This is a genomic window from Paenisporosarcina sp. (assembly GCF_049671445.1).
In the GTDB taxonomy this organism is placed as follows: domain Bacteria; phylum Bacillota; class Bacilli; order Bacillales_A; family Planococcaceae; genus Paenisporosarcina.
This window is the reverse complement of sequence record NZ_JBATUX010000046.1, coordinates 12,620-34,598: the sequence shown is the minus strand read 5'-3', so window position 1 is coordinate 34,598 and position 21,979 is coordinate 12,620. Positions and strand designations below refer to the sequence as shown.

The following is a 21,979-nucleotide window of genomic DNA, read 5'->3' as shown; positions in this document are numbered from 1 at the left end:
AATCAACATTATATTCCGTTTGTTCGGAAAGGATTTCACCAACCTTAGAATTTAATCCTAATTTACGTGCTTCACTTAAATGTTCAAAAGAATTGTCCATGATAAGAACTTGATGTTTTAAATCATGAAGTGATTTCGCTAATTCGGTTGTAAATCGATTCCCACCGACAATTAATACGCCTGGACTGTCAGAAGATGCTAAATTTAACTTTCTAGCCAACCAGCTAATCGAAAATCCATGCGCTACCACAGTCGAAAAGGCAAGGGCAAATGTTAAAGCCACCAAGATATCTGCATCTTCATAACCTTTTTCTAACATGACTGAGGCAAAGTAACCCGAAACCGTCAACGCGACGATTCCCCGTGGAGCAATCCATCCTATTAAGGTCTTTTCTTTATTGGTTAAATCCGTACCAATTGTGGATAACCAAATTGATAATGGTCTAACGATAAACAACATGGCAGCTACAAAAGTGATGATTTTCCAATCAAGAATTTTCAATAACGTTGATGGTGCTAATGAAGCAGTCAGCATGACAAAAATACTGGAAATGAGTAAGACTGAAATGTTCTCTTTAAAATGTCTCATGTCATGAATTGAAGCTATGTGCATGTTTGCCATGGTCATCCCCATTGCAGTAACGGCAAGCAACCCTGTTTCGTGCATGATTTCGTCTGACAGCACAAAAGTGAATAACACTACTGCGAAGACCATTGGAGATTTTAAAAATTCCGGTACATTGCCATTTTCAAACATCCAGCCTAGTGCTCGTCCAGCTCCAAACCCTATTAAAGCGGCAAATACGGAAGCGGCAAAGAAAATCAGCAATGCTTTTAGTGTTACTTCATCATTAATAAATTGAATAAATTCAAATGCAAAAACGGCTAGAAGGGCACCGAATGGATCCACCACAATGCCTTCCCATTTTAGTATAGCGGCAGTTTTCGGTTTAAGTTTTGCTTGTCTAAGTAAGGGCAGAATCACAGTGGGACCTGTCACAATAAACAAACCACCAATGACAAAAGCCACAGCCCAAGACAAACCTGCTAAATAATGAGCAGCTAAAGACCCTGCAATCCACGCAATAAAAGCCCCCAAGGTCACGATACGAAATAGAGGTTTGTTAAATCCGCGAATTTCTCGGAAATCTAAGTTCAAACTCCCTTCAAACAGGATGATAGCCACAGCTAGCGAAATGATAGGACCGAATAAATCGCCGAAGCTTTCTTGTGGATTAATAAATCCAAGAATCGGACCTACAAACAAACCAGCAATGGACATGAGAACAATAGCGGGCATTCTGAAACGCCAAGCTAACCATTGTGAAGCAATTCCTAAAAAAATGACGAACATTAAATCAAATAAGAGCGAATCGAACATGGAATCACCTCAATTTTAGTTTGCTGCTTATTTTATGTTTTCAATTTCCTCTGATTCATAAATGGATACTTTATTTGAAGGTGTCTCTAATGCTTTTTGCATCATGGCAAAAGCCACTTGCTGCGCTTCGATTGCACGGTATTTTTTCAACGGCCCTATAAAAGATGATTTTAAGGCTTTCATAGCTAAAGCACCAAAGCGCTCCCCTAACCGAAACTCTTGTCGATCACCGGTTAATAAAGATGGTCTAAATATAGATACATGAGGAAGTTGTAGTACAGAAACTTGCTCTTCCATTTTACCTTTTATGCGATTGTAATAAATTGACGAGCTTGGATTTGCTCCCATCGCTGAAATAACAAGCATATGTTGTGCTCCTTGTGCTTGTGCATGTTTCCCCATTTGAACTGGCGCTAATAAATCGACTTGTTCAAACGCTTCTTTGGATCCTGCTTTTTTCATGGTCGACCCTAAACAGCAAAAGAAATCATTTACCCCTTCAAAATCAGTAGTAGTTACTTGATCTAGATTTTTAATTTTTGTTGTTAACTTAGGATTGCTGTATGAAATTGCTTGTCTGACAATAATCGTTACTTTTTCGTAAGCATCGTTTTCACAAAGAAACTTGATAAGGTGTGAACCTGTCAATCCTGTTGCACCTGCTACCAACGCTGTTCTCTTTTCCATGTTTATCACTCCCTTCTCAAATTTACGTTGCTTAAGTTTACCATATGATTAAGCAAAATCTGAACAATTACTCATACGGGAGGCTTGGTTTCCATACGTTAAATAGAAGAGGAAAGGTGGGAATGAAATGAGCAACCAAATTCAGCAAAAAACCATTTTATTTACGATTGGACGTGCGGGCTATCCTGTCACGAGATGTATCCAAATTGCTAAATTACTAGCATCTCATCGCATTCTATTTGCAGCTTCTGAAAAACAAACATTAGTTCTTCAAAAGCTTGACCAACAGGGGTTTGCCCCTCTTTCATATGTAAGTAAAGCTGATTTGAAGAAGTTATTACAAGAATATGAACCCGATGTCGTCATTTCTGATGGTGGTGATACGGACATTGATGAAGGGAAATTATTATCTTCACTAGTTCCGATCACCTTACATTTTGACGATTTTGGTGAAGGAGGAAAAGCTGCTACAAGGGTGGTTCAATCGCTTTATCATGAGGATCGCGAGCCAGTGCCTTCCCATTATGTAGTCGGGCCCTCCGCATTTATTGTCCCTGACGAATTAGAGCCATATGCTAATTCAGGTTTAAAACAAGCTCCAGCACTTCCTCTACCTCATGTCGTGGTGACATTTGCCGATGAAGATGCAGATAATTTATCCTATCGCACGCTACGTCATTTATTACATTTACAAATTCCTCTCGCGATTACTGTAGCTCTTCATTCAAGTTACCCACATAGTCGAGATGACTTGAAATTAATGGCTTTAGGACGCAAGCAAACAAGAATTGTTGATTGTGATGACCCAATTCAACTTATTAGTGAATCTGACTTAGTCATCTGCGATGCAAGCTATACTCCATACTACGTTGCTGTAATAGGTAAGCCATGTATTGTCATTGCGGAAGATGAACGAGAAGCACAACATGCCTTCCCTAAAGAAGCAAATGGATTTATTTACTTGGGGCTTGGACGCAAGCTAAAACAATCACATTTGCAAAATGCGGTAATGGAGACCATTCTTCATCCAAACCGCAGTGTACGTGCCATTAAAAAGCAATTATCGTTAAAATTAGCAATGAATAATACGAACATGCAACGTTTTTTAGAAAAAATCATTCAAGAAGAAGCACGTGAAATCACCAAATAACTCAATCTTGTGATACAATAGTTGTTAAAAGAGGAGTTTCTCTTATATGACTTCACAACAGATTAAAGCACAAATTGCAGAATTAAAGATGGATTATATACGATTGCAAGGCGACATGGAAAAGTTAGAATCTACTGGGCATCCAGCCATGATTGAACTAGCCGAGCAACGCTTAGGAAATATGGAACTACAACTCGCAGAACTAAACAAAAAGCTCGCGGCGCTGTAACAGGCCTGCGAGCTTTCTTTATGGAGGAATGGAATCATGGCATTATTGACAGTTGATAATTTAGGTCACACATTTGGTGACCGTACACTATTTAAAGACGTATCATTTCGCTTAATTGAAGGTGAACACGTTGGATTAGTTGGGGCAAACGGCGTTGGAAAATCCACATTAATGAGCATTATTACTGGGGAAATCATTCATGATTCAGGAAAAGTAGAATGGCTTCCAGGTACTCATTACGGATATTTAGATCAACACACTCGTTTAGAACAAGGTCGTTCAATGCGTGATACCTTAAGCGATGCATTCTTACCACTTTACAAAAAAGAAGCAGAAATGAATGAAATCACTGGCAAAATGGGTGATGCAACGCCTGAAGAGTTAGAAGAATTACTTGAGCAAATGGCTGATATTCAAGATGCTCTAGATGCAGGTGACTTTTACACACTTGATATGAAGATTGAAGAAGTAGCTCGTGGTCTTGGCTTAGATGCTGTTGGATTAGACCGTGAAGTATCTGCTCTGTCAGGTGGTCAACGTACGAAAGTCCTCCTAGCAAAATTGCTTCTTGAAAAACCAAAAGTATTACTATTAGATGAGCCTACCAACTATTTAGATGAAGAGCATATTGGGTGGTTAACAAATTACTTGAAAAATTACCCTCACGCGTTTTTACTAATTTCACATGATACAGAATTTATGAGCGGCATCGTTGATGTTATTTTCCAATTAGAGTTTTCTAAGTTGTCTCGTTTTACTGCTACTTATGAAAAATTCCTTGAACTTGCTGAAATGAACAAACGCCAACATGTTGATGCGTATGAAAAACAACAAGATTTCATTAAGAAACAAGAAGACTTTATCGCTAAGAATAAAGCGCGTTATTCAACAACTGGTCGTGCTAAGTCTCGTCAAAAGCAACTCGATCGTATTGAGCGTATCGATAAACCTGAAACTGCTGCGAAGCCTCAATTCGGTTTTAAAGAGTCACGTAGTCCAAGCCGTTATATTGTTGAAGCTGAAAACTTAGTCATTGGTTATGATAAACCGTTATTACCGCCCCTATCATTTACAATTGAACGCGGAGAAAAGATTGCCCTTGTCGGTATGAACGGTGTTGGTAAATCTACTTTACTTAAAACGATGCTTGGAAAAGTTCCTGCCCTTGGCGGTAATGTAAGACGTGGAGACTTCCTATCGATTTCGTACTTCGAACAAGAAGTAAAAGCTGATAATGTTACACCGATCGAAGAGATTTGGAAAACGTATCCGAGCATGGAACAAAGCCAAGTTCGTGGAGCTTTAGCACGTACTGGTTTAAAAAACGAACATATTTCACGCCCGATGAAGAGCTTAAGTGGTGGAGAACAAGCGAAAGTTCGTCTTTGTAAATTGATGATGGAAGAAAGTAACTGGATGCTGTTCGATGAGCCTACCAACCATTTAGACATACACGCTAAAGAAGAACTAAAACGTGCACTTACTGAATACAAAGGCACCATTGTCTTAGTCAGCCATGAACCTGATTTTTATGAAGGCTTAGCAACTAAAGTTTGGAACGTTGAAGACTGGTTCCAAACTGGTGTGCAAGTTGACGATACAATTAAATAAATGTAAGAAGCCGCTGAACTTTAGCGGCTTTTTTAAATTGTAAAAACCCCTGCGCATCAATTGCACAAGGGTTTAGCATTTAATAGGTCGTTACTTTAATGGCTTTTTGGAATGTATAAATCCATCGTTGCCACCACGTATATTCATCTTGGAATTCTTCTAGTTCAACGGTATACAGAGCATCTTCATTGTTCCAAAGACGTTCGAAGTATTCTTCCATCTCTCCGACGAGTTCGCTGTCATTAGGAGCGATGACACGTAAATTGCTTTCTAGGTTATAGTCATCAAGCGTGCGTTCTGTATAGTTACCAGAGCCATTTGAAATAATAGTATGTTCATCAGTTTGAATCCAAATAGCTTTCGTATGATACTGTCCAATTACCGTATTGTACCAGCGTACATTAATCTTTCCTTTCGAATCTTCCACCAACTCTTGAACAACTGGACGATTAGGCAATCCGGACTTTTCTTGCCCAAATGAGTTTTCATTTGGATCAAGTATCATATTAATCTCTACACCACGATTTGCTGCATCAATCATAGCTGTCACAATATCGCGTTTTGCAATGAAGAACATACCTAGCCAAATCTTGTCTCCTTCTTTGGTTTCAGCCAAATCAGCAAGTAAAGCATCCAAAATCTTTTTCTCGGTAACATATTGAACTTCATATTCACCGTTAGCCTCTTCCACTTCTGCTCTAGGAAGTTTTGGACCACCAGAATATAGAGAAACGGCTTCTTCAGCCTCTAAAATATCATTTAATACGGGACCTGTAACTTTTAATGCAATGTTCCCATGAAATCCACTGGCATCGTGAGGGTTTGAAGAAGTTACCATAGCTTCTTTGTCCGTCACAACAGCTTTGCGATGATTTGCTTTTACGTTTAGTAAAGTCATATACGACGCAATAGTCATTTTAGGCGCTTCGCTCGCCATTGCATTTTCAATCCATCCTTTTCCACCTATATCAAACCATTGGAAAATCGTTCGGTAAATTCCTGAATAAATGGGTGTAGAATCTCTCAAGGGATCTAAATCGGTATAGACAATTTCGACTCCGGCATCACGCATTTTTTTAAACCACTCATTTTCATATGAACCGTAACCACGATTCAACGGATCAGTGATAAAAACGATTGGCATGTCAGGATTTTCTTTTTTCTTATTTGCTAATGTGGTCGATAACGTATCCGCAATTTTAGGGAAGTCTTCTTTTTCATCGTAATAACCATCAAACAAGAAAAAGTCCACAACAACAAAGTCCTCAGCTTCTTCAATCATCGTGTATACGGCATCAAAAATATTGTTTTCATGGACCATTCCCTTGCCTTTCTTGTCTTGTGCAAAGGTCAAATCCGTAATCATTTCAACCGTGTCTGTTTTAAATAATTCCCCTTCATGCGAAATACCTTTTGGTAGTGGCTTAAATGTATGCCACATGATGGCAGCTATATAAATAAGTGCAAAGATTCCTATAGAAGCTATGATAATACGTTTTCTCTTACTCCATTGATTGCGCGGCTTGTTGGCCATACGCTCTTCCCCCTTGAGAATAATCCTGTTTTATCTCCATATTCCCTTGTATCCGGATGCACAAACCGTATTAGATGGTGTATTGAAAATATTTTTCAGGTTGCAGTATCTATCTAAAATATAACTAGAATCGTCAATTAGGTTATAGACGTGAACCGATATTTTTCAGACGTCGATGCCTTTTTTTCAGACGTCATAAGCATTTTTTCAGACGTCAATGTCAAAAAGTCCGACTGAGCCACCGCTCACCTTATAAACGAAAAAAATCACAGCCTCAAGGACTGTGATTTCATTATTAAGCTGGCAGATATTCGACAGCAGCTGTATCTGCTATCATCATTTCTTTTAAACGTTGTTTCGCACGGAAAAGGCGTGATTTAACTGTCCCTATCGAGACTTTCATCAATGTGGCAATTTCAACTAGAGAATATTGGTGCACATAAAAATACAATACCGTCGTTTTATAGATACCATCAAGTTGACCAATTTTCAGTTGGACCATTTGAGACAAATCGTCTTTTTCTAAAATGTCTTCAGCATTAAGTGAATCACATGGAATTAAATCAAGCACCGGAACATCTAATTGATCAGGTTGGTTTAAAATATGTTTGCTACGACGTATGGTTTTGCGGTAACGATCACGAAATGTGTTCATGCAAATTGTTGTTAACCAAGCTTTTAAATGATCGACATTTTTCATGTAGTCTTCGTACCGTACCACTTTGACCCAAACTTCTTGCATCAAATCTTCTGCTTCGGTTTGGTTGCGTGTCAGTTTTAAACATAAGTGATATATATAGCGATGGTATTCCTCGTATACTTGCTCTATCTGTCCGTTCATTTAAAATATCCTCCGTCCGTTTCTTGCTGATGTCTCTATTTTGCCAAAAACGAACCTTACGCTCTATCGTATTCACTTTCAAATTAATTACAAACGTGTAAGAAAGAAAAGCGGAAAGCGCCATCTAGCTCGACGCGGACGCTGGAAGACAAGAATCGGAAACCTGTTTCCTAATCGGAAGGAAGGCTAAGTTCGCGACATCGTGTCGCAATGCCTTCATGACCTACATCCTGCAGCTCCAACCTTAGGTGAGAGCTGGCGGTTGTAGCTAGACAATGAAAAGTGTAGCGGGACGAGCTAAATTTCCTTTTCGGCGAGTAACCGCAGAAGCGCAGCGAAAACCAAGGGAATTATTAGTTATAAAATTAGACAGAAAAAAAGTGCTGATGACTAATCGTCATTCAGCACTTCTTCGTTATCTTTTATGGTAATGGTTAATTGTAAAATGCGATTGCGGTCCATTTCATTTACTTCAAAATGAAGATTTTCATAACTGAATTGTTCTCCGTTATCAGGCATGTGTCCCAACTGTTGAAGAACAAATCCGCCAATTGTATCGTGATCATTTGGAATTTCCACTTTAAACATTTCGTTTACGTCTTCAATTTCCAAACGACCGTGACAGATGAGACGATGTTCAGTCATTTCATAGACTAAAATATCTTCATCTTCATCCGATTCATCTTCAATTTCCTGGCCGATCATTTCTTCAATAATATCTTCATGCGTTACAATTCCAAGTGTTCCACCATATTCATCGAGGACAATTGCCATATGTTTTTTCTTCGTCAGCATTTGTTTAAATACTTTCTCAACACTAACAGATTGAACGACGAACAGTGGATCATTGTCTATTAAATCGTGCATATCCATCGTTGGATCCATTGACCATTCGATCAAGGTTTTCGAATAAAACATACCAACAATATGGTCCATACTCTCTTCATATACAGGGTAGCGCGTATAATAATGCTCTAAAATAATATCGCGTACTTCTTCATATGTAGCATTAGTTGGAATCCCGACTATTTCTGTACGGTGTGTTTCCAATACATCTTCTACATCTTTATGCGGGAAATCTAAAACACCTTTAAGGCGTTCAGACTCATCTTCCTTAAACGTACCTTCAGTTGAGGCGATATCTACCATAGAACGTAATTCTTCTTTAGTTAATGTTGCTTCTTTTACTGCCCCTTTCGAAATGATGCGAATGAAAATATTTGTGAATTTCGCAATTAAGAATGTTAGAGGGCGCAAAATTTGAACAAGAACTGAAATGATTGGTGCCACGATATACGCTATTTTATCTGCAAACGTAACTGCGATTGTTTTTGGCAATACCTCACCAAAGATGATAATGATGATTGTCAAAACAGCCGTTGCTAGTGCAATATCCCAATCATATTTTAGTGCTATAAGTGTCAATAAAGTAGGCATGGCAATATTAACAATATTATTTCCGATTAAAATCGTTGTAATCATACGGTCCGGTTTCGCGATTAACATGAGAAGTTTTTGTGCCATCCTTTCTCCTTGTTCAGCGCGATGCTGGACCTTCATCCTATTTACTGCTGTTAGTGCCGTTTCACTGCCTGAAAAGAAAAACGACAACATTAAACTAATGGCCAAAGCTATAAATTCCATTAACCGTGTTTCCTCCTATATGAGTCAAAAAAATTCCGCTCAATTTCTAGTATTCCCATCATACCATATTCCGAATTTACGTGTCCCATTTGCCACTCTTTAAATCTAATACTAGATTTGTGCTATACTATTTCCATTCACGAAATTTTGCGAAAAGAGGGATTTGGATGAGCCATTTGCAAGAATTAAACAGTTATTTTGAAACGAAACGCGAAGAACATTTAAATGAGTTAAAAGAATTTTTACGTATACCAAGTGTCAGTGCTTTATCTGATCATAAATCAGATATGCAAACTGCAGCAGCGTGGTTAGCTGACTCTTTGACAAAAGCTGGTTTAGAAAATGTGTCAATTGATGAAACAAAAGGTCATCCCGTTGTATATGCAGATTGGTTGCACGCTGAAGGAAAGCCTACTATTTTAGTTTATGGACATTACGACGTTCAGCCTGTTGATCCGTTAAATCTATGGGAATCAGAGCCGTTTGATCCTCAAGTCCGAGACAACAAATTATATGCACGTGGTGCAAGTGATGATAAAGGACAAGTTTACATGCATGTAAAAGCAATTGAAGCTTTATTTAAAACTGAAGGTTCTTTGCCCGTTAACGTGAAATTCTGTATTGAAGGTGAAGAAGAAATCGGCAGTCCGAATTTGCCTGAGTATGTTTTAGCGAATACTGAAAAACTTTCGGCTGATATTATTGTCATCTCAGATACGGGTATGCAAGGTCCTGGGAAACCTGCTGTATGTTATGGATTACGTGGTTTAGCGGGTGTACAGATTGAAGTAAAAGGTGCCAAAAGCGACCTTCACTCTGGCCTTTACGGCGGTGGTGTCCAAAACTCCATTCATGCATTAGTAGAAGTACTTGATTCATTCCGCGATGCAGAAGGTACAATTCAAGTTGACGGTTTCTATGACAATGTTGTTCCTGTTACTGAAGAAGAACGCGCTGCATATGCTGCACTTGAATTTGATGAAGAAGCATTGAAAAAAGAGCTAGGTGTAGAAGAATTATTTGGTGAAAAAGGTTTTACACACTTAGAGCGCACCTGGGTTCGACCAACTTTAGAAATCAACGGTGTTTTCGGTGGATTCTCTGGTGAAGGGATTAAAACGGTATTGCCTGCTGAAGCTGGCGCAAAAATTACTTGTCGTTTAGTTCCAAATCAAGATCCTGATGAGATTGTAGCGAAATTAAAAGCTCATATCGAAAAACATAAACCAATCGGAGTTTCAGTTGAAGTGACGGAGTTTGATAAAGGAAAACCTTTTATCACGCCTTTCGATCATCCAGCGATTCAAGCAGCAGGTCGTTCATATGAGAAAGTTTATAATGTACCGACTTCATATGTTCGTGGTGGCGGGTCTATTCCGATCGTTGCAGCGTTTGATGAAATTTTAGGATTACCCGTTGTGTTAATGGGCTTCGGATTAGCTTCTGAAAATTTCCATGCTCCAAATGAACATTTCCATTTAGAAAACTTTGACCAAGGTCTACGTGTAATTGGTGATTACTATTATGAAATCGCTCAATTTGCACCACAAGATTTGAAGAAGTAAGTAATAGTAGATTTTACCTTAGACCTTTCTTTAAAGAGGTTTTCAGTGCGCTTCGGACGTCTCCTCTGCTGCACAATAATCTAGAGAATAAAGAGTTGGGCTTGTGACATCGTCACTTGCCCCGCTCTATTTTTTTAGATCAATATACGGCAGGGATTCGTCCTCTGCACCCTAAAACCTGGATACTCACAGGTAAGATTGTTTGGGTTATGAGAAAATAGATACTATCTATAGGTAAATAGTCGGCCGAAGATGCAATTTCGGCCTCTTTTGTGGTTACTTTATTTCAGAACATTCCTTAAAGTTAGTAGTGACATTTACTTTCAAGCAAAATAGACAGTAGTTCATGTTGAAAATCCCCGTTTTTCATTCTTCGAATAAATCTCAGTCTGACTTTTCGAGGTTGACGTCTGAAAAATTAGCGTTGACGTCTGAAAAAAACAGCTCCACGTCTGAAAAATGGGCATTGACGTCTGAAAAACATGAATTGCACAAATTTTGGAACACTCTGCTGCAGGGATTCGTCCTTCGCTCCCTAAAACCTGGACGCTCAAAGGTAAGATCGTTTGGGTTATGAGAGAATAGATACTATTGCAACTAAACACTCTCGCATGTTGAATGTGGATACAACCGTAAAAAAAAATCCCGGCTCTCGCTTAATTGCGATGAACCGGGATTTTTTTAATTATTATTACCAAAGAACGTAACAAATTCTTCGATTGGTTTACGAGGTTTGGCTTTTGGCATTTCATCGAAATATCCGAATTGTAGCATGCTGATAATTCGTTCACCTTGTTTTACACCAAGCGCTTCACGGAATTTAGGAGCATCTAAAAATGGAGGTGTTTTCCAACAAGACCCAATACCAAGATCCCAAGCCAATAATTGCGCATTTTGAATGTAACTACTAGCCGCAGCGTAATCTTCTAATCTTTCTTTTTGACGAGCATCTTCAGAAACAACAACAAACGCATAAGCTCCAGCAGAGACAAATTTTTTCATTTGTTTTGCTAAATCTTCTTCAGAAAGATCTTTCCACTTTGCTACACCAAATTCGCGTAACACTGTATGTAATTCATGTAACTCTTCACCACACCCGACAACTAGTCTCCATGGTTCACGATTTCCGTGGTTTGGTGCCCATTTTGCATCATCTAAAACTGTCATTAAAGTATCGCGTTCTACTGGTTGTCCATTAAAATTTTTCACTGAGCGGCGTTGAAGTATTGCATCGCGTACTGATAAAGATTGTTCATTCATGTGTGTAAGTTCTCCTTTTCGTCTACAAGTTAAAACCAAATGTGTGCGACTGCACCTAAAATAATTAAATGAAAAATTTGATCAACCATTATACAAAGCCATTTTGACTCCGCACCATCTGTCTTCATGATATGTTTTACCCACCATGAAACAAATAGCCGACGATCTAAAAACATATGGCTGATGAATAAAAGTACGATCGCCCCTATCGGCAATAAACCATATCCTAAGAAAACTACAGCAGATACGGAAATGGTGTAAACGAAGCAATGTACGATTAAAGGTACCCATTTAGTTGCCTTGAACATCGCCATCCAACTCGTTTGAAACAAGAAATCGCCTATTAAATGGCCAATGAGCAAATAACTAAATACCGTCATCCCAGCTCCTCCAAATCGTTAAAAAACTGTCTTTACTTCGCTTATCTAAACTATTAGATTTATTTAACCTATGGTAATATTATCATACCAATAATCGGTTTTAGCTAGGAAGGATTTTTCACTATGTTTAAAAATGAACCTATACCCACTTTTCATCTTCAAAATGAGCTGCAATCAGAAGAATTGCTTGCGGTCATTTTTGAATACATGGGGAAAATCACAGCGGAAACAGATTTAGATAAGTTATTGAAGATTTTAGCCGACTTAGGAAAAAGTCTCGTCCTGGCAGATCGCTGTGCGGTATGGCTTCACAATTCAGAAACTCATCAACTATGGACTATTGTAGCACATGGGATTGAGAGAGTTATGATTCCTGATAAAAGTGGGTTCATTGGTCATAGTTTTTCTACTGGTGAATCAATCATTGTAGAGGATGCTTACGAAGATGCGCGCTTTAACGAAGCAATCGACCGCTCTACTGGCTATCGAACAAAATCAGTGCTATGTATTCCTTTTCGAAATTCGGATGGAGTCGTCATTGGTGCTTTTCAAGCCATTAATAAAATGACCGTTAGTGAAATATTTACACAACGTGATATGGAAATCTTAACATTAGCAGCCTCCTATTCTGGCAAGTCATTAGAATCATCGATCTTGCGTAATGAATTAATTGAAACTCAAAGAGAAATGATCGAGACGATGGGTGAAATCGGCGAAAGTCGTTCACAAGAAACAGGTAACCATGTGAAACGAGTAGCGCGGTATTCATTTGAGTTAGCAAAGTTAGCTGGTTTATCTGATAGTGAAGCTAGTTTACTTAAACTCGCTTCTCCTATGCACGATATTGGAAAAGTAGCCATCCCTGATACGATTCTTTTAAAACCTGGTCCTCTGACTAAAGATGAATTCGAATTAATGAAAACCCATACTACAATAGGCTTCAATGTTTTCAGACATTCGAATCGTCCTTTGTTACGAACGGCTGCCATAATCTCCCATGAACATCATGAAAAATGGGATGGTACGGGTTATCCAAATGGTCTAAAAGAAAACGAGATTCATATATTCGGACGCATTACTGCAATTGCGGATGTGTTTGACGCCTTATCAAGTGATCGAGTATATAAGAAAGCCTGGTCTATAGAAGCTATTATGATCTATCTATTGGAACAACGTGGAAAGCATTTCGATCCGTCTTTGATTGATTTATTTTTCGAAAATATTGATACATTTATTAATATCCGTCATAAATATGGGGAACGAAGATAGGAGCCAGTTAATGAACAAAAATGTTGCTTTTCACGAAGAACGTGAATTCGACTTGTCGATCGCAGACTTGTGGACACTTCTTTCAGATACGAACCATTTAAATGAATACATTGGTCTGTTCCCTGTTCAGTTTTCTACTTATACATACGATAATAATGTTTTACATCGTAAGGCGGACGCCAAAGCATTAGGTCTCATAAAAACTGCATGGATTGAACACACTTTCGAATGGATAAAAAATTCACATTATGTCATTGAGCGAACGTATACAATTGGCCCTGTTGCACGTGCTTTATGGACGGTCAGATTAGAGCGAGTTAGTGATAATCGTACGCGTCTCATACTAAATTCAGATTTCACCATACGAAATTTTCTTGGGAAGATAGCATTAAAGATGATTATCATTCCACAACTTCGCCGTATCTTTCCTTACTCTTTGTCGTTTAAAGAAAATAGATCAACTGACAATCCAAGACCACAGAAAAAACAGGCTATATCCATTAACTCAGAACGTATGACGATTCTAATAGAGCGACTTCGTACAACCTTTACGAATGAACAAATGATACATAGCCTTATACATATGATTACTACACATAATGACGATGAAGTGAGTCATATTAAACCGTTGAAATGGGCGCATGACCGTGGATACCCCAAACTTGAAACGATTGAACTGTTCTTACTCGCCACAAAGGCTGGGTTACTCAATCAACAATGGAATTTAATGTGTCCGAACTGTCGAGTCTCTAAAGAACAAACAACTTCTTTACGGCAATTAAACAACTCGGTGCATTGTGATTTATGTGGTGTGGATTACGAAGTTAATTTCGACCGCTATGTTGAAATGCGCTTTATCATAAATCCATCTATTCGCAAAACTGACGAACAACTTTTTTGCTTGAATGGACCCATGAACTCTCCACATGTCGTCGCACAAACTCGAATTCCTTCTGGTGAAAGCCGCCTTATGAATGTCAAACAATGGCCGCAAGATATACGTCTACGTGTAGCAAAGTTTAATCATAGTGTTCAAATCAATCGTCAAGACCCTGAAGTCGTCCTGGATGGTCTTACGTATACAAACTCCGGTTTTAATACAGATGTGACTTCGACGCCGGATGAAATCGTCATTCACAATAAAGCACAACAAGAAATTGTAGTTGTCCTTGAGGAAACAGATTGGGATTCTTTTGCTTTAACCGCCCGTGAAGTAACTTCCCTTCAGTTATTCCGTGATTTATTTGCAACGGAAGTCCTGTCGCCTGATCAACAAATTGGTGTTGGTGAAATGACGATTTTATTTACCGATTTAAAAGGTTCTACAAAATTATATGAGGCTATTGGTGACGCCCTTGCCTATTCCGATGTAAAAAAACATTTTGATTACTTAAAAAAACACATCCAAACTAATCATGGAACCATCATAAAAACGATTGGCGACTCCGTGATGGCTGGATTCTATCAAGATACTTCGGCTTTAAAAGCAGCTCTTGCAATCCAAGCAAATGTCTTTGAGTTAAATACAACCTTGTCTCAACCAGTTTCTATTAAAGTCGGCTTTTATAGCGGTCCAGTAATTGCAGTGAATGCCAACGATATACTCGATTACTTCGGACGCACAGTGAATATGGCGGCTCGTATTCAAAACCAAAGCAATGGTGATGATTTGGTTTTAAGTGAACATGGCTATCAAGATTTATTAAAAAATCTCGATTCAAAACAGTTACTTTCAACATGTTCAACTGATTATTTTGACGCTTCCCTTCAAGGCATTGAAGGAGCGTTTCGTTTAGTACGTTTAAAACAGAACTAATTGCTTGCCTACGATGAGAATCGTAGGTTTTTTTCTTGTTACGTTGCAACTTTCTGGATTTGGTTGCAACTATCCAGATTTCGTTGCAACTTTTTAAATTTCGTTGCAACTTTTGACATTTGGTTGCAACTATCCAATTTCCTCCTAAAATTAATTGAATATGTTTTGGTTATTCCCCAATTCATTGCTTTCCTTCATAATAGAAAGAAAGTATGAAACTGGGGGTTTCGCATGATTGTCTATTTCATCGCGTCCTTTTTACTCGGTAATATCCTGACTGCCTGGTGGGTTGGGAAGTTTTATAAAACTGATTTACGCAATCATCGTAGTGGCAATTTAGGAGCTCGTAATGCAGGGGCAGTAATTGGTAAAGGCGCTTTCCTTCTCACATTTTTAGGTGATGCAATGAAGGGCGTCATTGTTATTCTAGCAGGACGCTATCTCGGCTATGCTGAATGGGCAGTTGCACTAGGTGGATTACTCGTAATATGTGGTCACATGTTTCCTATTTGGTTAAAAGGAAAAGGCGGAAAAGGTATCGCGACTTTTGTTGGGATTGGACTGATATTTAATCTACTGTTTGCGATTGCCTTCAGTGTTGCATTTTTCTTAGTGATTCCTTTCATTCGAAGCGCCACCCTCAGCATGATTTTTGCATATTTAGCGTATATTGGGGCAGTATTTTATTTTGATGAAGTCGAAAGTGCATGGCCGATTATTGTTGCAATCGTGTTGATAATGTATCGACACCGCTTTGATTTTCAACAATCAATTGGTGAACAAAAATGGAAACGCTCATAATAGTATAAAATGAATAGTTTTATTTCGCTAAAACCTTAAGTCCATCGCGACATAATACTTTTGATGGTATAATATTAAATAATCAAAATTCTTAAATAAAGATAGGATGGTTAGTTGATGACAAAGAAACCAATTGCTTGGGTTGTAGATAGTACCGCTTATGTTAGCGATGTTCTTGCCTCCCACCCTGATGTACACGTTGTACCCTTAGCCATTCATTTTGGACAAGAACAATACGCGGACGGAGTCGATTTAACATCCGAACAACTTTACGATCGTATACGTAATGCCGATGAATTCCCAAAAACGTCACAACCAGCTGCAGGTGAATTTGCCAAACTGTACGAAAAAATCAGCGAAAATTACGAAGCGATTTTAGCCGTACATGTTTCTTCAAAATTGAGCGGAACTATGTCTTCATCTAAATCAGGTGCAGAAATAGCGGAAGTTCAAATGGAAAGTGTGGATTCCTTAGCTTTATCTTCAGGAATTACAAAGCTAGTAGAACGTGGACTAGTTTTACAGGAACGTGGCATGAATTTGCAAGAAATTGCAGAGAAACTACGTGGCGAAGTGAAAAACTTAAGAAACTATATTTTAATCGGCAACTTAAACCAACTTTATAAAGGTGGACGCATGAGTGGTGTTCAATTTTTCTTAGGAAGTTTACTGCAAGTGAAACCAATCATTCATTTAAATGAATTAGGCGAATTAAAAGCACTTGATAAAGTACGTTCTCAAAAGAAAGCCCTTAATTATTTAGTTGATAAAGCAGTTGAAGCTTACGAAAAAGATGGCGTTCGCTCTATTGATTTAATGCAGGGAAATGTATTGGATCAAGCGGAAGAATTGAAAAACTTAATTCAAGCAAAAGCTCCAAATCTAGAAGTGCGTGTCGGTGAAATCAGCTCAGTTCTTGCTGTTCATGCTGGTGAAGGTACGATCGCCGCAATGTGGCATGTACCCGCAGAAGACTAAAAGTTTTCTACAATAGAAATAAGTAAAACCCTTGGGAGCCCAAGGGTTTTTTTCATGTAAATGAATCTTTTATATGGAAGAAAATATAGCGTGTTTCATCTAAATAAGCTGGAGACGTAGTGTATCGCCAATCTCTTTGGCGACTACTTGCTGTATGTGCATTCACTAATGGTTCCCTTCCATTAAATCCAGTAACAATGGTGGTATGGTCAAAACGGCCATCACCTTGAAAATCATAACTTATGACATCTCCTAATTGTAAATCACTAGCATTCGCAACCTTAGTAGCTTGCAAACCAACAGTGGATGTATCTAAGTACCAGCGAAGTGAGTGCGATGTGCTCCAGCTAAAGCTCCAAGTACCTCCGCCTATCCACCAGCCTTTATCGCGCTTTGGATAGCCGCGCATGGGGGCTCCCCCTGCCCTTAAGCATTGCGAGATATAATTCGTGCAATCATCGTCAAAAATCGGATACGCAGGATTATTTGAATTCCACCATGTATTTGCATACTGAACAGCCGCCTGACGATTGTACATGTAAAATCCCCCCTCATGAGAGACTATGTAGCAATCAAATAAATTAGAAGAACTGATCAAGTTGTTTATGTTCGGAAGTATTCTAAAGTGTGTGTTTCTTTTCATAAAGGGTTGTTAAATTGATATTAAGCCATATCACGACAAAACCACTCATGAATATCATGAGTGGTTCATAAAGAAAATGAGATTAATAAGGTAATATTAATTCATAAAACGAGTAGAACGAATTTATTACGATGCCAATACTACTGCTGATAAATGGCAGTATGGTGAAGTCACCAATTGGTGTCAACATGACCACTAAAAACAAAATCGATCCGTAAGTTTCTAAAGGTCTAAGCTGCATTTGGATTTTTGCTGAAAACAAGCTTGAGAGGATTCGATATCCGTCTAATGGTGGAAGCGGTAATAAATTAAATACACCTAACACTACATTTAGTGAAACAAAAATGTTTAGAAATGCTTCAACGGTATAAGGTACCGGTAGAAAATAAAAAATGCTGAATCCAATAAAGGCTAAAACAAAGTTGCTAAGAGGTCCAACTAAACTTACGATAATGGCTTGAATACGTCGTGTGGCAAAGTAGCTAGCGCTGACTGGTACAGGCTTTGCCCACCCAATTCCTGCGATGAAAATCAAAATGGTTCCAAAAACATCCAAGTGCTTGAGTGGATTTAGTGTAACTCGACCAGCATTTTTTGCAGTGTCATCCCCGAAAACCGACGCCATCCATGCGTGCATGAACTCATGCAGTGTGAATGCAATAACCAATGTGATTAACACATTTGGCATTTCTGATAAAGAAAATGCTAAAAATTCTATTCTGTCCGCCTGCCTTCAAACTTATTAATTTGTTGTCTCGCTATTTCTGCAAAACTCTTCTTGATTCTAATGTACCATTTTATAAGATGGGTTTCACCAACATTTTTACTATTTTTTAACTCCATTCTAAACATAGTTCAAATGGGAATTGAGGATGATGAGATGCCTACGATATGGAGCGAAGAAGATTTACTACTTAAGTAAGCTCTTATGTTATCCAGAATTGAATCGATGCGACGATAGTATTCAAATGGAAGTAATTGATCACGGAGTAGAATCTTGGCGGAGCATTTCAGAAGTTGGGAGAAACTTTCTACTTAAACAATGAGTAAAGGTTTGTCTGGATTAATGCTTACTTACCATAATTAAAACCAACGGAAAATATGCATTCAAAGTAAAGTTGGACTTGGTATACAAGTCACTACATCGTTTTAGAATCATTACATACACTTATATCAAAATAAAAGGCATTCACAATTGTGAGTGCCTTTTCTAATCATAATATTTCTCAATATACTCTAATTCTTCTTCATAACTGAGAATCCCAGTTGCTTTACCAATGGTGCCGCCTTGGAGCGACCAAACTTCATTGTGGTCTCGGTCAATTTGCGAGAAATCATTTTCCAACCAACGATTTAGAATCCTTAAGTACAAGTTTGAATTAGTATACTCATTCTTGTTAGTTTCAATTACGTCAATTAATCGGGTTACTCGCTCTGTAGTCAAAGGTAGAAACCCCCACTTTTCGTCAGCTTCAATTTTCTGATGAGACATAGCATGAATCTTGTTAGCTATTTCATAATCTTCCATCGTCAATGGAAACTCTTCTTCCACAGGTTCCTTAATTCCTTCGTCTACTTCAATGATTTTCCCACCATCTTCAGTTGCTTTTTCAGTAATGGTTCCATCTTTTTTTATGATCGGACGATTTTCACCAAAAATACCGAAACCAATTACAGCTAAAAGACCTAAAAGTCCGATACTTAAAACAATTTTTTGAAGCTTAGTAAATTTGAATTTTGTTTTTGATTCCTTCATATTTCACTCCCTTCGAGATTTAATGCAAATAATAACTGCTTAGGTATTTATGCCAAATTAGATATAATCTACATTTTAATGTAAGTAACTTACATAGGAAAGCTAATAGTTTGAAAAAGATAAATTAATCTAATAAAGATATCTTAAATTTCTTCACGTTAAGTGACTAAGTACAGAACCTTTAAACTCAAAATACAGCACCTGCTTTTTATATAAAAAGCAGGTGCTGATTAAGATGAAGTATTATGAACCGTTGTAGATATGCTCTAAATATTGACGTGGTGTTCCGTAATATAAAGTCTGATGATATTGCGGATAAGTCGACTCATAATAAATGAATATGGGGGCATCAAGCAGAACGGGATAGTTCACGTAAAATGAAAGGTCTCCATACACAATTCCTTTAATTGCAGTATCCATTTCTTTCTTGAATACGTTAAAACGAATGCCTGAAACGATTTCCCCAAACTCTCCACCGTCAACATAAGCCATTCCCACCAACATGAAACGACCTTGCTCATCTTTTTTCCATTCTGCCAACACTTCATCTCTCATTTTACGGTTGATGGCTTCATAGTTATAGACGTATCCAATATCTAAAAACAATTCGGCAGTAATGTCAGAATGGGTAAGCGTGTATTTCCTTCCCTCTATTGGTTGAACGCTATTCGCAGGCGGAATGAGTGTCACCTTTAATTTCTGTGGATTAAAATCAGACATATAATTCTCCGTGTAGGTAATCGTGATATTTTAAGAACTTTAGAAGACATTGTATTCTTGGATTGCGCGCGGTTATTATACATATATCATGAAAAGGGCTGAACAAATAAATCTTTCCTTTCTATTTAAAATCTCATAATTTGTCTTACAATATGGGACTACTAACTAGTTGACTGTGTTTATGCCTAAGGAAAAGTAATCTTTAAAGAAATACGGTAATCAAAAGACCACTCATCATGTATAGATGAGTGGTCTTAATATAATGGAATGCCCCTTATTAATGAAAGAGTACTTCTTTAGTTAAAATGAGCTGGCACAAACATGGATTTGATACGTTATTCGCTTGGCTTCGTAGATATATAATGTTTAACTACTTCATAAACATATTCCTGACATGCGGTTGCTGTATCTGGATTGTATTGACCACCATTCACTTTGTTATTAGATAACACTCTAATCCCCAAGAAAGGAATATCATATGCTTTGGCAATTTGTGCCGCAGCTGCACCCTCCATTTCTTCTACAGATGTTCCGTAATTTGTATGGAACCATTTAATTCTATCCACTTCATTATTCCAAACATCCGCAGAACCAATAGTACCCTCTACAATTTTACCCTTAGTATATGTTTCTTTAACTGCATTTGCAGATGTGAGTAAGTCCTTGTCCCCCTCATAGAAACGAGCTTTTTCAGCATTAGGATCTTCTCCTGCACTCCCTTCAGAAGCCATCAAATCCATCGGTTTCCATGTAGTTGGATCAATTCCTTCGTTTTCTCCCAAATCTCCTGTCTTTAATGCACCTAGGTTTGTCGTTCTTTTTCCTAAGACAATATCAAATACGTTTAAATCTGCATCATGTCCACCTGAAGTTCCTTGATTAATTATTGCTATAGGATTATATTTTTCAATCGCCACTGCTGTAGCAGCTGCTGTATTTTCCATACCCTTACCCGTTTTTGCAACGATTACAGGATATTTATCTAAAGTTCCTATGTAAAATACAAAATCACCTGATCGTTCTTCTTTAACATTTTCTAGCTTTTGTGCAAATTTTTCAGCTTCTATTGGCATTGGACCTTGAATCATAATTGGTCTTTGAGCATTTTCTTGTACTGTTTCACTTTTGGAATTTGAATTACAACCTGCTAATACCGATATAAACAGCAATGAAATAATCCCTATTAAAGCGTATTTTTTCACCCAATTGTTTTTCATTAATAATCTCTCCTTTTTACTAGCTATTGCTTTCATTCCGTTTTCCTCCTTGGTGTTTGAAATTCTCGAAGATTTGGTCCACAGAAAAAAGTCTAGAAAATAGAATGATTTCTACCTTCTAGACCTACGACAGTTAAAGTAAAAAAATGAAGCAAGAAATGAAACTCATGCTATCACAAATTGGTAGCGGTATAATACCGAACAACCGAATACTTTAACTCGTAGTCCAGTTCTTTCATTGGGAACAAGGTAGAAACGCTCAGACCATATTACTGAGCATATACGAGTAATAATATTGAAATTATTATGTTTCTAATATAACAAACCAATAAAATATATACAACCTAAAAGTGAACATTAAAATTAAAAAACAATAAAACGTTCGTTTTTACATGAAATAATTAGCTATTATTGAGTTTAAATCTAATTAAATTCACTTTTTAGGTAAAAACATTTCTTTTCCATCAGAGACTTATTCCTTAATTTTATATTTAAAT

General features: G+C 37.8%; 20 protein-coding genes and 1 riboswitch. Of the genes, 8 read left to right on the top strand and 12 right to left on the bottom strand.

Annotated elements, in window-relative coordinates:
• Together WBG45_RS06660 and WBG45_RS06655 are read right to left on the bottom strand one after the other, a co-directional pair.
• A partial coding sequence (locus WBG45_RS06660) for a cation:proton antiporter (RefSeq protein WP_424413118.1) occupies positions 1 to 1,381 on the bottom strand: 1,381 nt, incomplete at its 3' end.
• Between the two features lie 27 nt (positions 1,382 to 1,408).
• A complete protein-coding gene (locus WBG45_RS06655; RefSeq protein WP_424413116.1) occupies positions 1,409 to 2,068 on the bottom strand; it encodes an NAD-dependent epimerase/dehydratase family protein in 660 nt (219 codons plus the stop codon).
• Positions 2,069 to 2,195: 127 nt separating this feature from the next.
• Here WBG45_RS06655 and WBG45_RS06650 point away from each other — a divergent pair, with 127 nt between their 5' ends.
• From WBG45_RS06650 to WBG45_RS06640, 3 genes are read left to right on the top strand one after another with little or no spacing between them, the layout of a single operon-like run.
• Positions 2,196 to 3,218, top strand: a complete 1,023-nt coding sequence (locus WBG45_RS06650) for a hypothetical protein (RefSeq protein ID WP_424413114.1) — start codon at positions 2,196 to 2,198, stop codon at positions 3,216 to 3,218.
• Positions 3,219 to 3,264: 46 nt separating this feature from the next.
• Entirely contained in the window at positions 3,265 to 3,447 is a 183-nt protein-coding gene (locus WBG45_RS06645) for an SE1832 family protein (protein WP_424413112.1), read from the top strand.
• A 36-nt stretch (positions 3,448 to 3,483) separates the two neighbouring features.
• Entirely contained in the window at positions 3,484 to 5,058 is a 1,575-nt protein-coding gene (locus WBG45_RS06640) for an ABC-F family ATP-binding cassette domain-containing protein (protein ID WP_424413110.1), read from the top strand.
• A gap of 79 nt (positions 5,059 to 5,137) precedes the next feature.
• On the opposite strand, the gene WBG45_RS06635 is transcribed toward WBG45_RS06640, so the two are convergent.
• The 3 genes from WBG45_RS06635 to WBG45_RS06625 form a co-directional block, all read right to left on the bottom strand.
• Complete coding sequence (locus WBG45_RS06635; protein WP_424413108.1) at positions 5,138 to 6,592, bottom strand: phospholipase D family protein; 1,455 nt, start codon at positions 6,590 to 6,592, stop codon at positions 5,138 to 5,140.
• A gap of 295 nt (positions 6,593 to 6,887) precedes the next feature.
• A complete protein-coding gene (locus WBG45_RS06630; RefSeq protein ID WP_424413106.1) occupies positions 6,888 to 7,433 on the bottom strand; it encodes an RNA polymerase sigma factor in 546 nt (181 codons plus the stop codon).
• A 390-nt stretch (positions 7,434 to 7,823) separates the two neighbouring features.
• Positions 7,824 to 9,077 (bottom strand): CNNM domain-containing protein, encoded by a 1,254-nt coding sequence (locus WBG45_RS06625; protein WP_424413104.1) that lies wholly within the window; start codon positions 9,075 to 9,077, stop codon positions 7,824 to 7,826.
• 167 nt (positions 9,078 to 9,244) lie between these two features.
• Here WBG45_RS06625 and WBG45_RS06620 point away from each other — a divergent pair, with 167 nt between their 5' ends.
• Complete coding sequence (locus WBG45_RS06620) at positions 9,245 to 10,642, top strand: dipeptidase (RefSeq protein ID WP_424413102.1); 1,398 nt, start codon at positions 9,245 to 9,247, stop codon at positions 10,640 to 10,642.
• Positions 10,643 to 11,323: 681 nt separating this feature from the next.
• On the opposite strand, the gene WBG45_RS06615 is transcribed toward WBG45_RS06620, so the two are convergent.
• Together WBG45_RS06615 and WBG45_RS06610 are read right to left on the bottom strand one after the other, a co-directional pair.
• Positions 11,324 to 11,902: a nitroreductase family protein gene (locus WBG45_RS06615; protein ID WP_424413100.1), complete on the bottom strand. Its 579-nt coding sequence runs from the start codon at positions 11,900 to 11,902 to the stop codon at positions 11,324 to 11,326.
• 29 nt (positions 11,903 to 11,931) lie between these two features.
• Positions 11,932 to 12,282 (bottom strand): DUF3307 domain-containing protein, encoded by a 351-nt coding sequence (locus tag WBG45_RS06610; protein WP_424413098.1) that lies wholly within the window; start codon positions 12,280 to 12,282, stop codon positions 11,932 to 11,934.
• 123 nt (positions 12,283 to 12,405) lie between these two features.
• Here WBG45_RS06610 and WBG45_RS06605 point away from each other — a divergent pair, with 123 nt between their 5' ends.
• The 4 genes from WBG45_RS06605 (at position 12,406) to WBG45_RS06590 (ending at position 17,146) form a co-directional block, all read left to right on the top strand.
• A complete protein-coding gene (locus WBG45_RS06605) occupies positions 12,406 to 13,551 on the top strand; it encodes an HD domain-containing phosphohydrolase (protein WP_424413096.1) in 1,146 nt (381 codons plus the stop codon).
• Positions 13,552 to 13,561: 10 nt separating this feature from the next.
• Positions 13,562 to 15,367: a DUF5939 domain-containing protein gene (locus WBG45_RS06600; protein ID WP_424413094.1), complete on the top strand. Its 1,806-nt coding sequence runs from the start codon at positions 13,562 to 13,564 to the stop codon at positions 15,365 to 15,367.
• 231 nt (positions 15,368 to 15,598) lie between these two features.
• Complete coding sequence (locus WBG45_RS06595; RefSeq protein WP_424413092.1) at positions 15,599 to 16,168, top strand: glycerol-3-phosphate acyltransferase; 570 nt, start codon at positions 15,599 to 15,601, stop codon at positions 16,166 to 16,168.
• A 117-nt stretch (positions 16,169 to 16,285) separates the two neighbouring features.
• Complete coding sequence (locus WBG45_RS06590) at positions 16,286 to 17,146, top strand: DegV family protein (RefSeq protein WP_424413090.1); 861 nt, start codon at positions 16,286 to 16,288, stop codon at positions 17,144 to 17,146.
• 52 nt (positions 17,147 to 17,198) lie between these two features.
• On the opposite strand, the gene WBG45_RS06585 is transcribed toward WBG45_RS06590, so the two are convergent.
• The 5 genes from WBG45_RS06585 to WBG45_RS06565 form a co-directional block, all read right to left on the bottom strand.
• Positions 17,199 to 17,684 (bottom strand): amidase domain-containing protein, encoded by a 486-nt coding sequence (locus tag WBG45_RS06585; protein ID WP_424413088.1) that lies wholly within the window; start codon positions 17,682 to 17,684, stop codon positions 17,199 to 17,201.
• A gap of 187 nt (positions 17,685 to 17,871) precedes the next feature.
• Positions 17,872 to 18,477 (bottom strand): site-2 protease family protein, encoded by a 606-nt coding sequence (locus WBG45_RS06580; protein WP_424413087.1) that lies wholly within the window; start codon positions 18,475 to 18,477, stop codon positions 17,872 to 17,874.
• A 522-nt stretch (positions 18,478 to 18,999) separates the two neighbouring features.
• Entirely contained in the window at positions 19,000 to 19,545 is a 546-nt protein-coding gene (locus tag WBG45_RS06575; RefSeq protein ID WP_424413085.1) for a DUF6241 domain-containing protein, read from the bottom strand.
• Positions 19,546 to 19,788: 243 nt separating this feature from the next.
• Positions 19,789 to 20,265: a staygreen family protein gene (locus WBG45_RS06570; protein ID WP_424413084.1), complete on the bottom strand. Its 477-nt coding sequence runs from the start codon at positions 20,263 to 20,265 to the stop codon at positions 19,789 to 19,791.
• Positions 20,266 to 20,600: 335 nt separating this feature from the next.
• A complete protein-coding gene (locus WBG45_RS06565; RefSeq protein WP_424413120.1) occupies positions 20,601 to 21,482 on the bottom strand; it encodes a 5'-methylthioadenosine/S-adenosylhomocysteine nucleosidase in 882 nt (293 codons plus the stop codon).
• 202 nt (positions 21,483 to 21,684) lie between these two features.
• Positions 21,685 to 21,788, bottom strand: a riboswitch (purine riboswitch).
• Positions 21,789 to 21,979 lie beyond the last annotated feature (191 nt).

Bases quoted from the DNA above. Each gene is read 5' to 3' on its own strand.
- WBG45_RS06580 (WP_424413087.1), bottom strand. From the start codon at position 18,477: ATGCCAAATGTGTTAATCACATTGGTTATTGCATTCACACTGCATGAG.
- WBG45_RS06645 (WP_424413112.1), top strand. From the start codon at position 3,265: ATGACTTCACAACAGATTAAAGCACAAATTGCAGAATTAAAGATGGAT.
- WBG45_RS06575 (WP_424413085.1), bottom strand. From the start codon at position 19,545: ATGAAGGAATCAAAAACAAAATTCAAATTTACTAAGCTTCAAAAAATT.
- WBG45_RS06650 (WP_424413114.1), top strand. From the start codon at position 2,196: ATGAGCAACCAAATTCAGCAAAAAACCATTTTATTTACGATTGGACGT.
- WBG45_RS06615 (WP_424413100.1), bottom strand. From the start codon at position 11,902: ATGAATGAACAATCTTTATCAGTACGCGATGCAATACTTCAACGCCGC.
- WBG45_RS06590 (WP_424413090.1), top strand. From the start codon at position 16,286: ATGACAAAGAAACCAATTGCTTGGGTTGTAGATAGTACCGCTTATGTT.
- WBG45_RS06570 (WP_424413084.1), bottom strand. From the start codon at position 20,265: ATGTCTGATTTTAATCCACAGAAATTAAAGGTGACACTCATTCCGCCT.
- WBG45_RS06635 (WP_424413108.1), bottom strand. From the start codon at position 6,592: ATGGCCAACAAGCCGCGCAATCAATGGAGTAAGAGAAAACGTATTATC.
- WBG45_RS06585 (WP_424413088.1), bottom strand. From the start codon at position 17,684: ATGTACAATCGTCAGGCGGCTGTTCAGTATGCAAATACATGGTGGAAT.
- WBG45_RS06610 (WP_424413098.1), bottom strand. From the start codon at position 12,282: ATGACGGTATTTAGTTATTTGCTCATTGGCCATTTAATAGGCGATTTC.
- WBG45_RS06600 (WP_424413094.1), top strand. From the start codon at position 13,562: ATGAACAAAAATGTTGCTTTTCACGAAGAACGTGAATTCGACTTGTCG.
- WBG45_RS06605 (WP_424413096.1), top strand. From the start codon at position 12,406: ATGTTTAAAAATGAACCTATACCCACTTTTCATCTTCAAAATGAGCTG.
- WBG45_RS06565 (WP_424413120.1), bottom strand. From the start codon at position 21,482: ATGAAAAACAATTGGGTGAAAAAATACGCTTTAATAGGGATTATTTCA.
- WBG45_RS06655 (WP_424413116.1), bottom strand. From the start codon at position 2,068: ATGGAAAAGAGAACAGCGTTGGTAGCAGGTGCAACAGGATTGACAGGT.
- WBG45_RS06630 (WP_424413106.1), bottom strand. From the start codon at position 7,433: ATGAACGGACAGATAGAGCAAGTATACGAGGAATACCATCGCTATATA.
- WBG45_RS06625 (WP_424413104.1), bottom strand. From the start codon at position 9,077: ATGGAATTTATAGCTTTGGCCATTAGTTTAATGTTGTCGTTTTTCTTT.
- WBG45_RS06640 (WP_424413110.1), top strand. From the start codon at position 3,484: ATGGCATTATTGACAGTTGATAATTTAGGTCACACATTTGGTGACCGT.
- WBG45_RS06620 (WP_424413102.1), top strand. From the start codon at position 9,245: ATGAGCCATTTGCAAGAATTAAACAGTTATTTTGAAACGAAACGCGAA.
- WBG45_RS06595 (WP_424413092.1), top strand. From the start codon at position 15,599: ATGATTGTCTATTTCATCGCGTCCTTTTTACTCGGTAATATCCTGACT.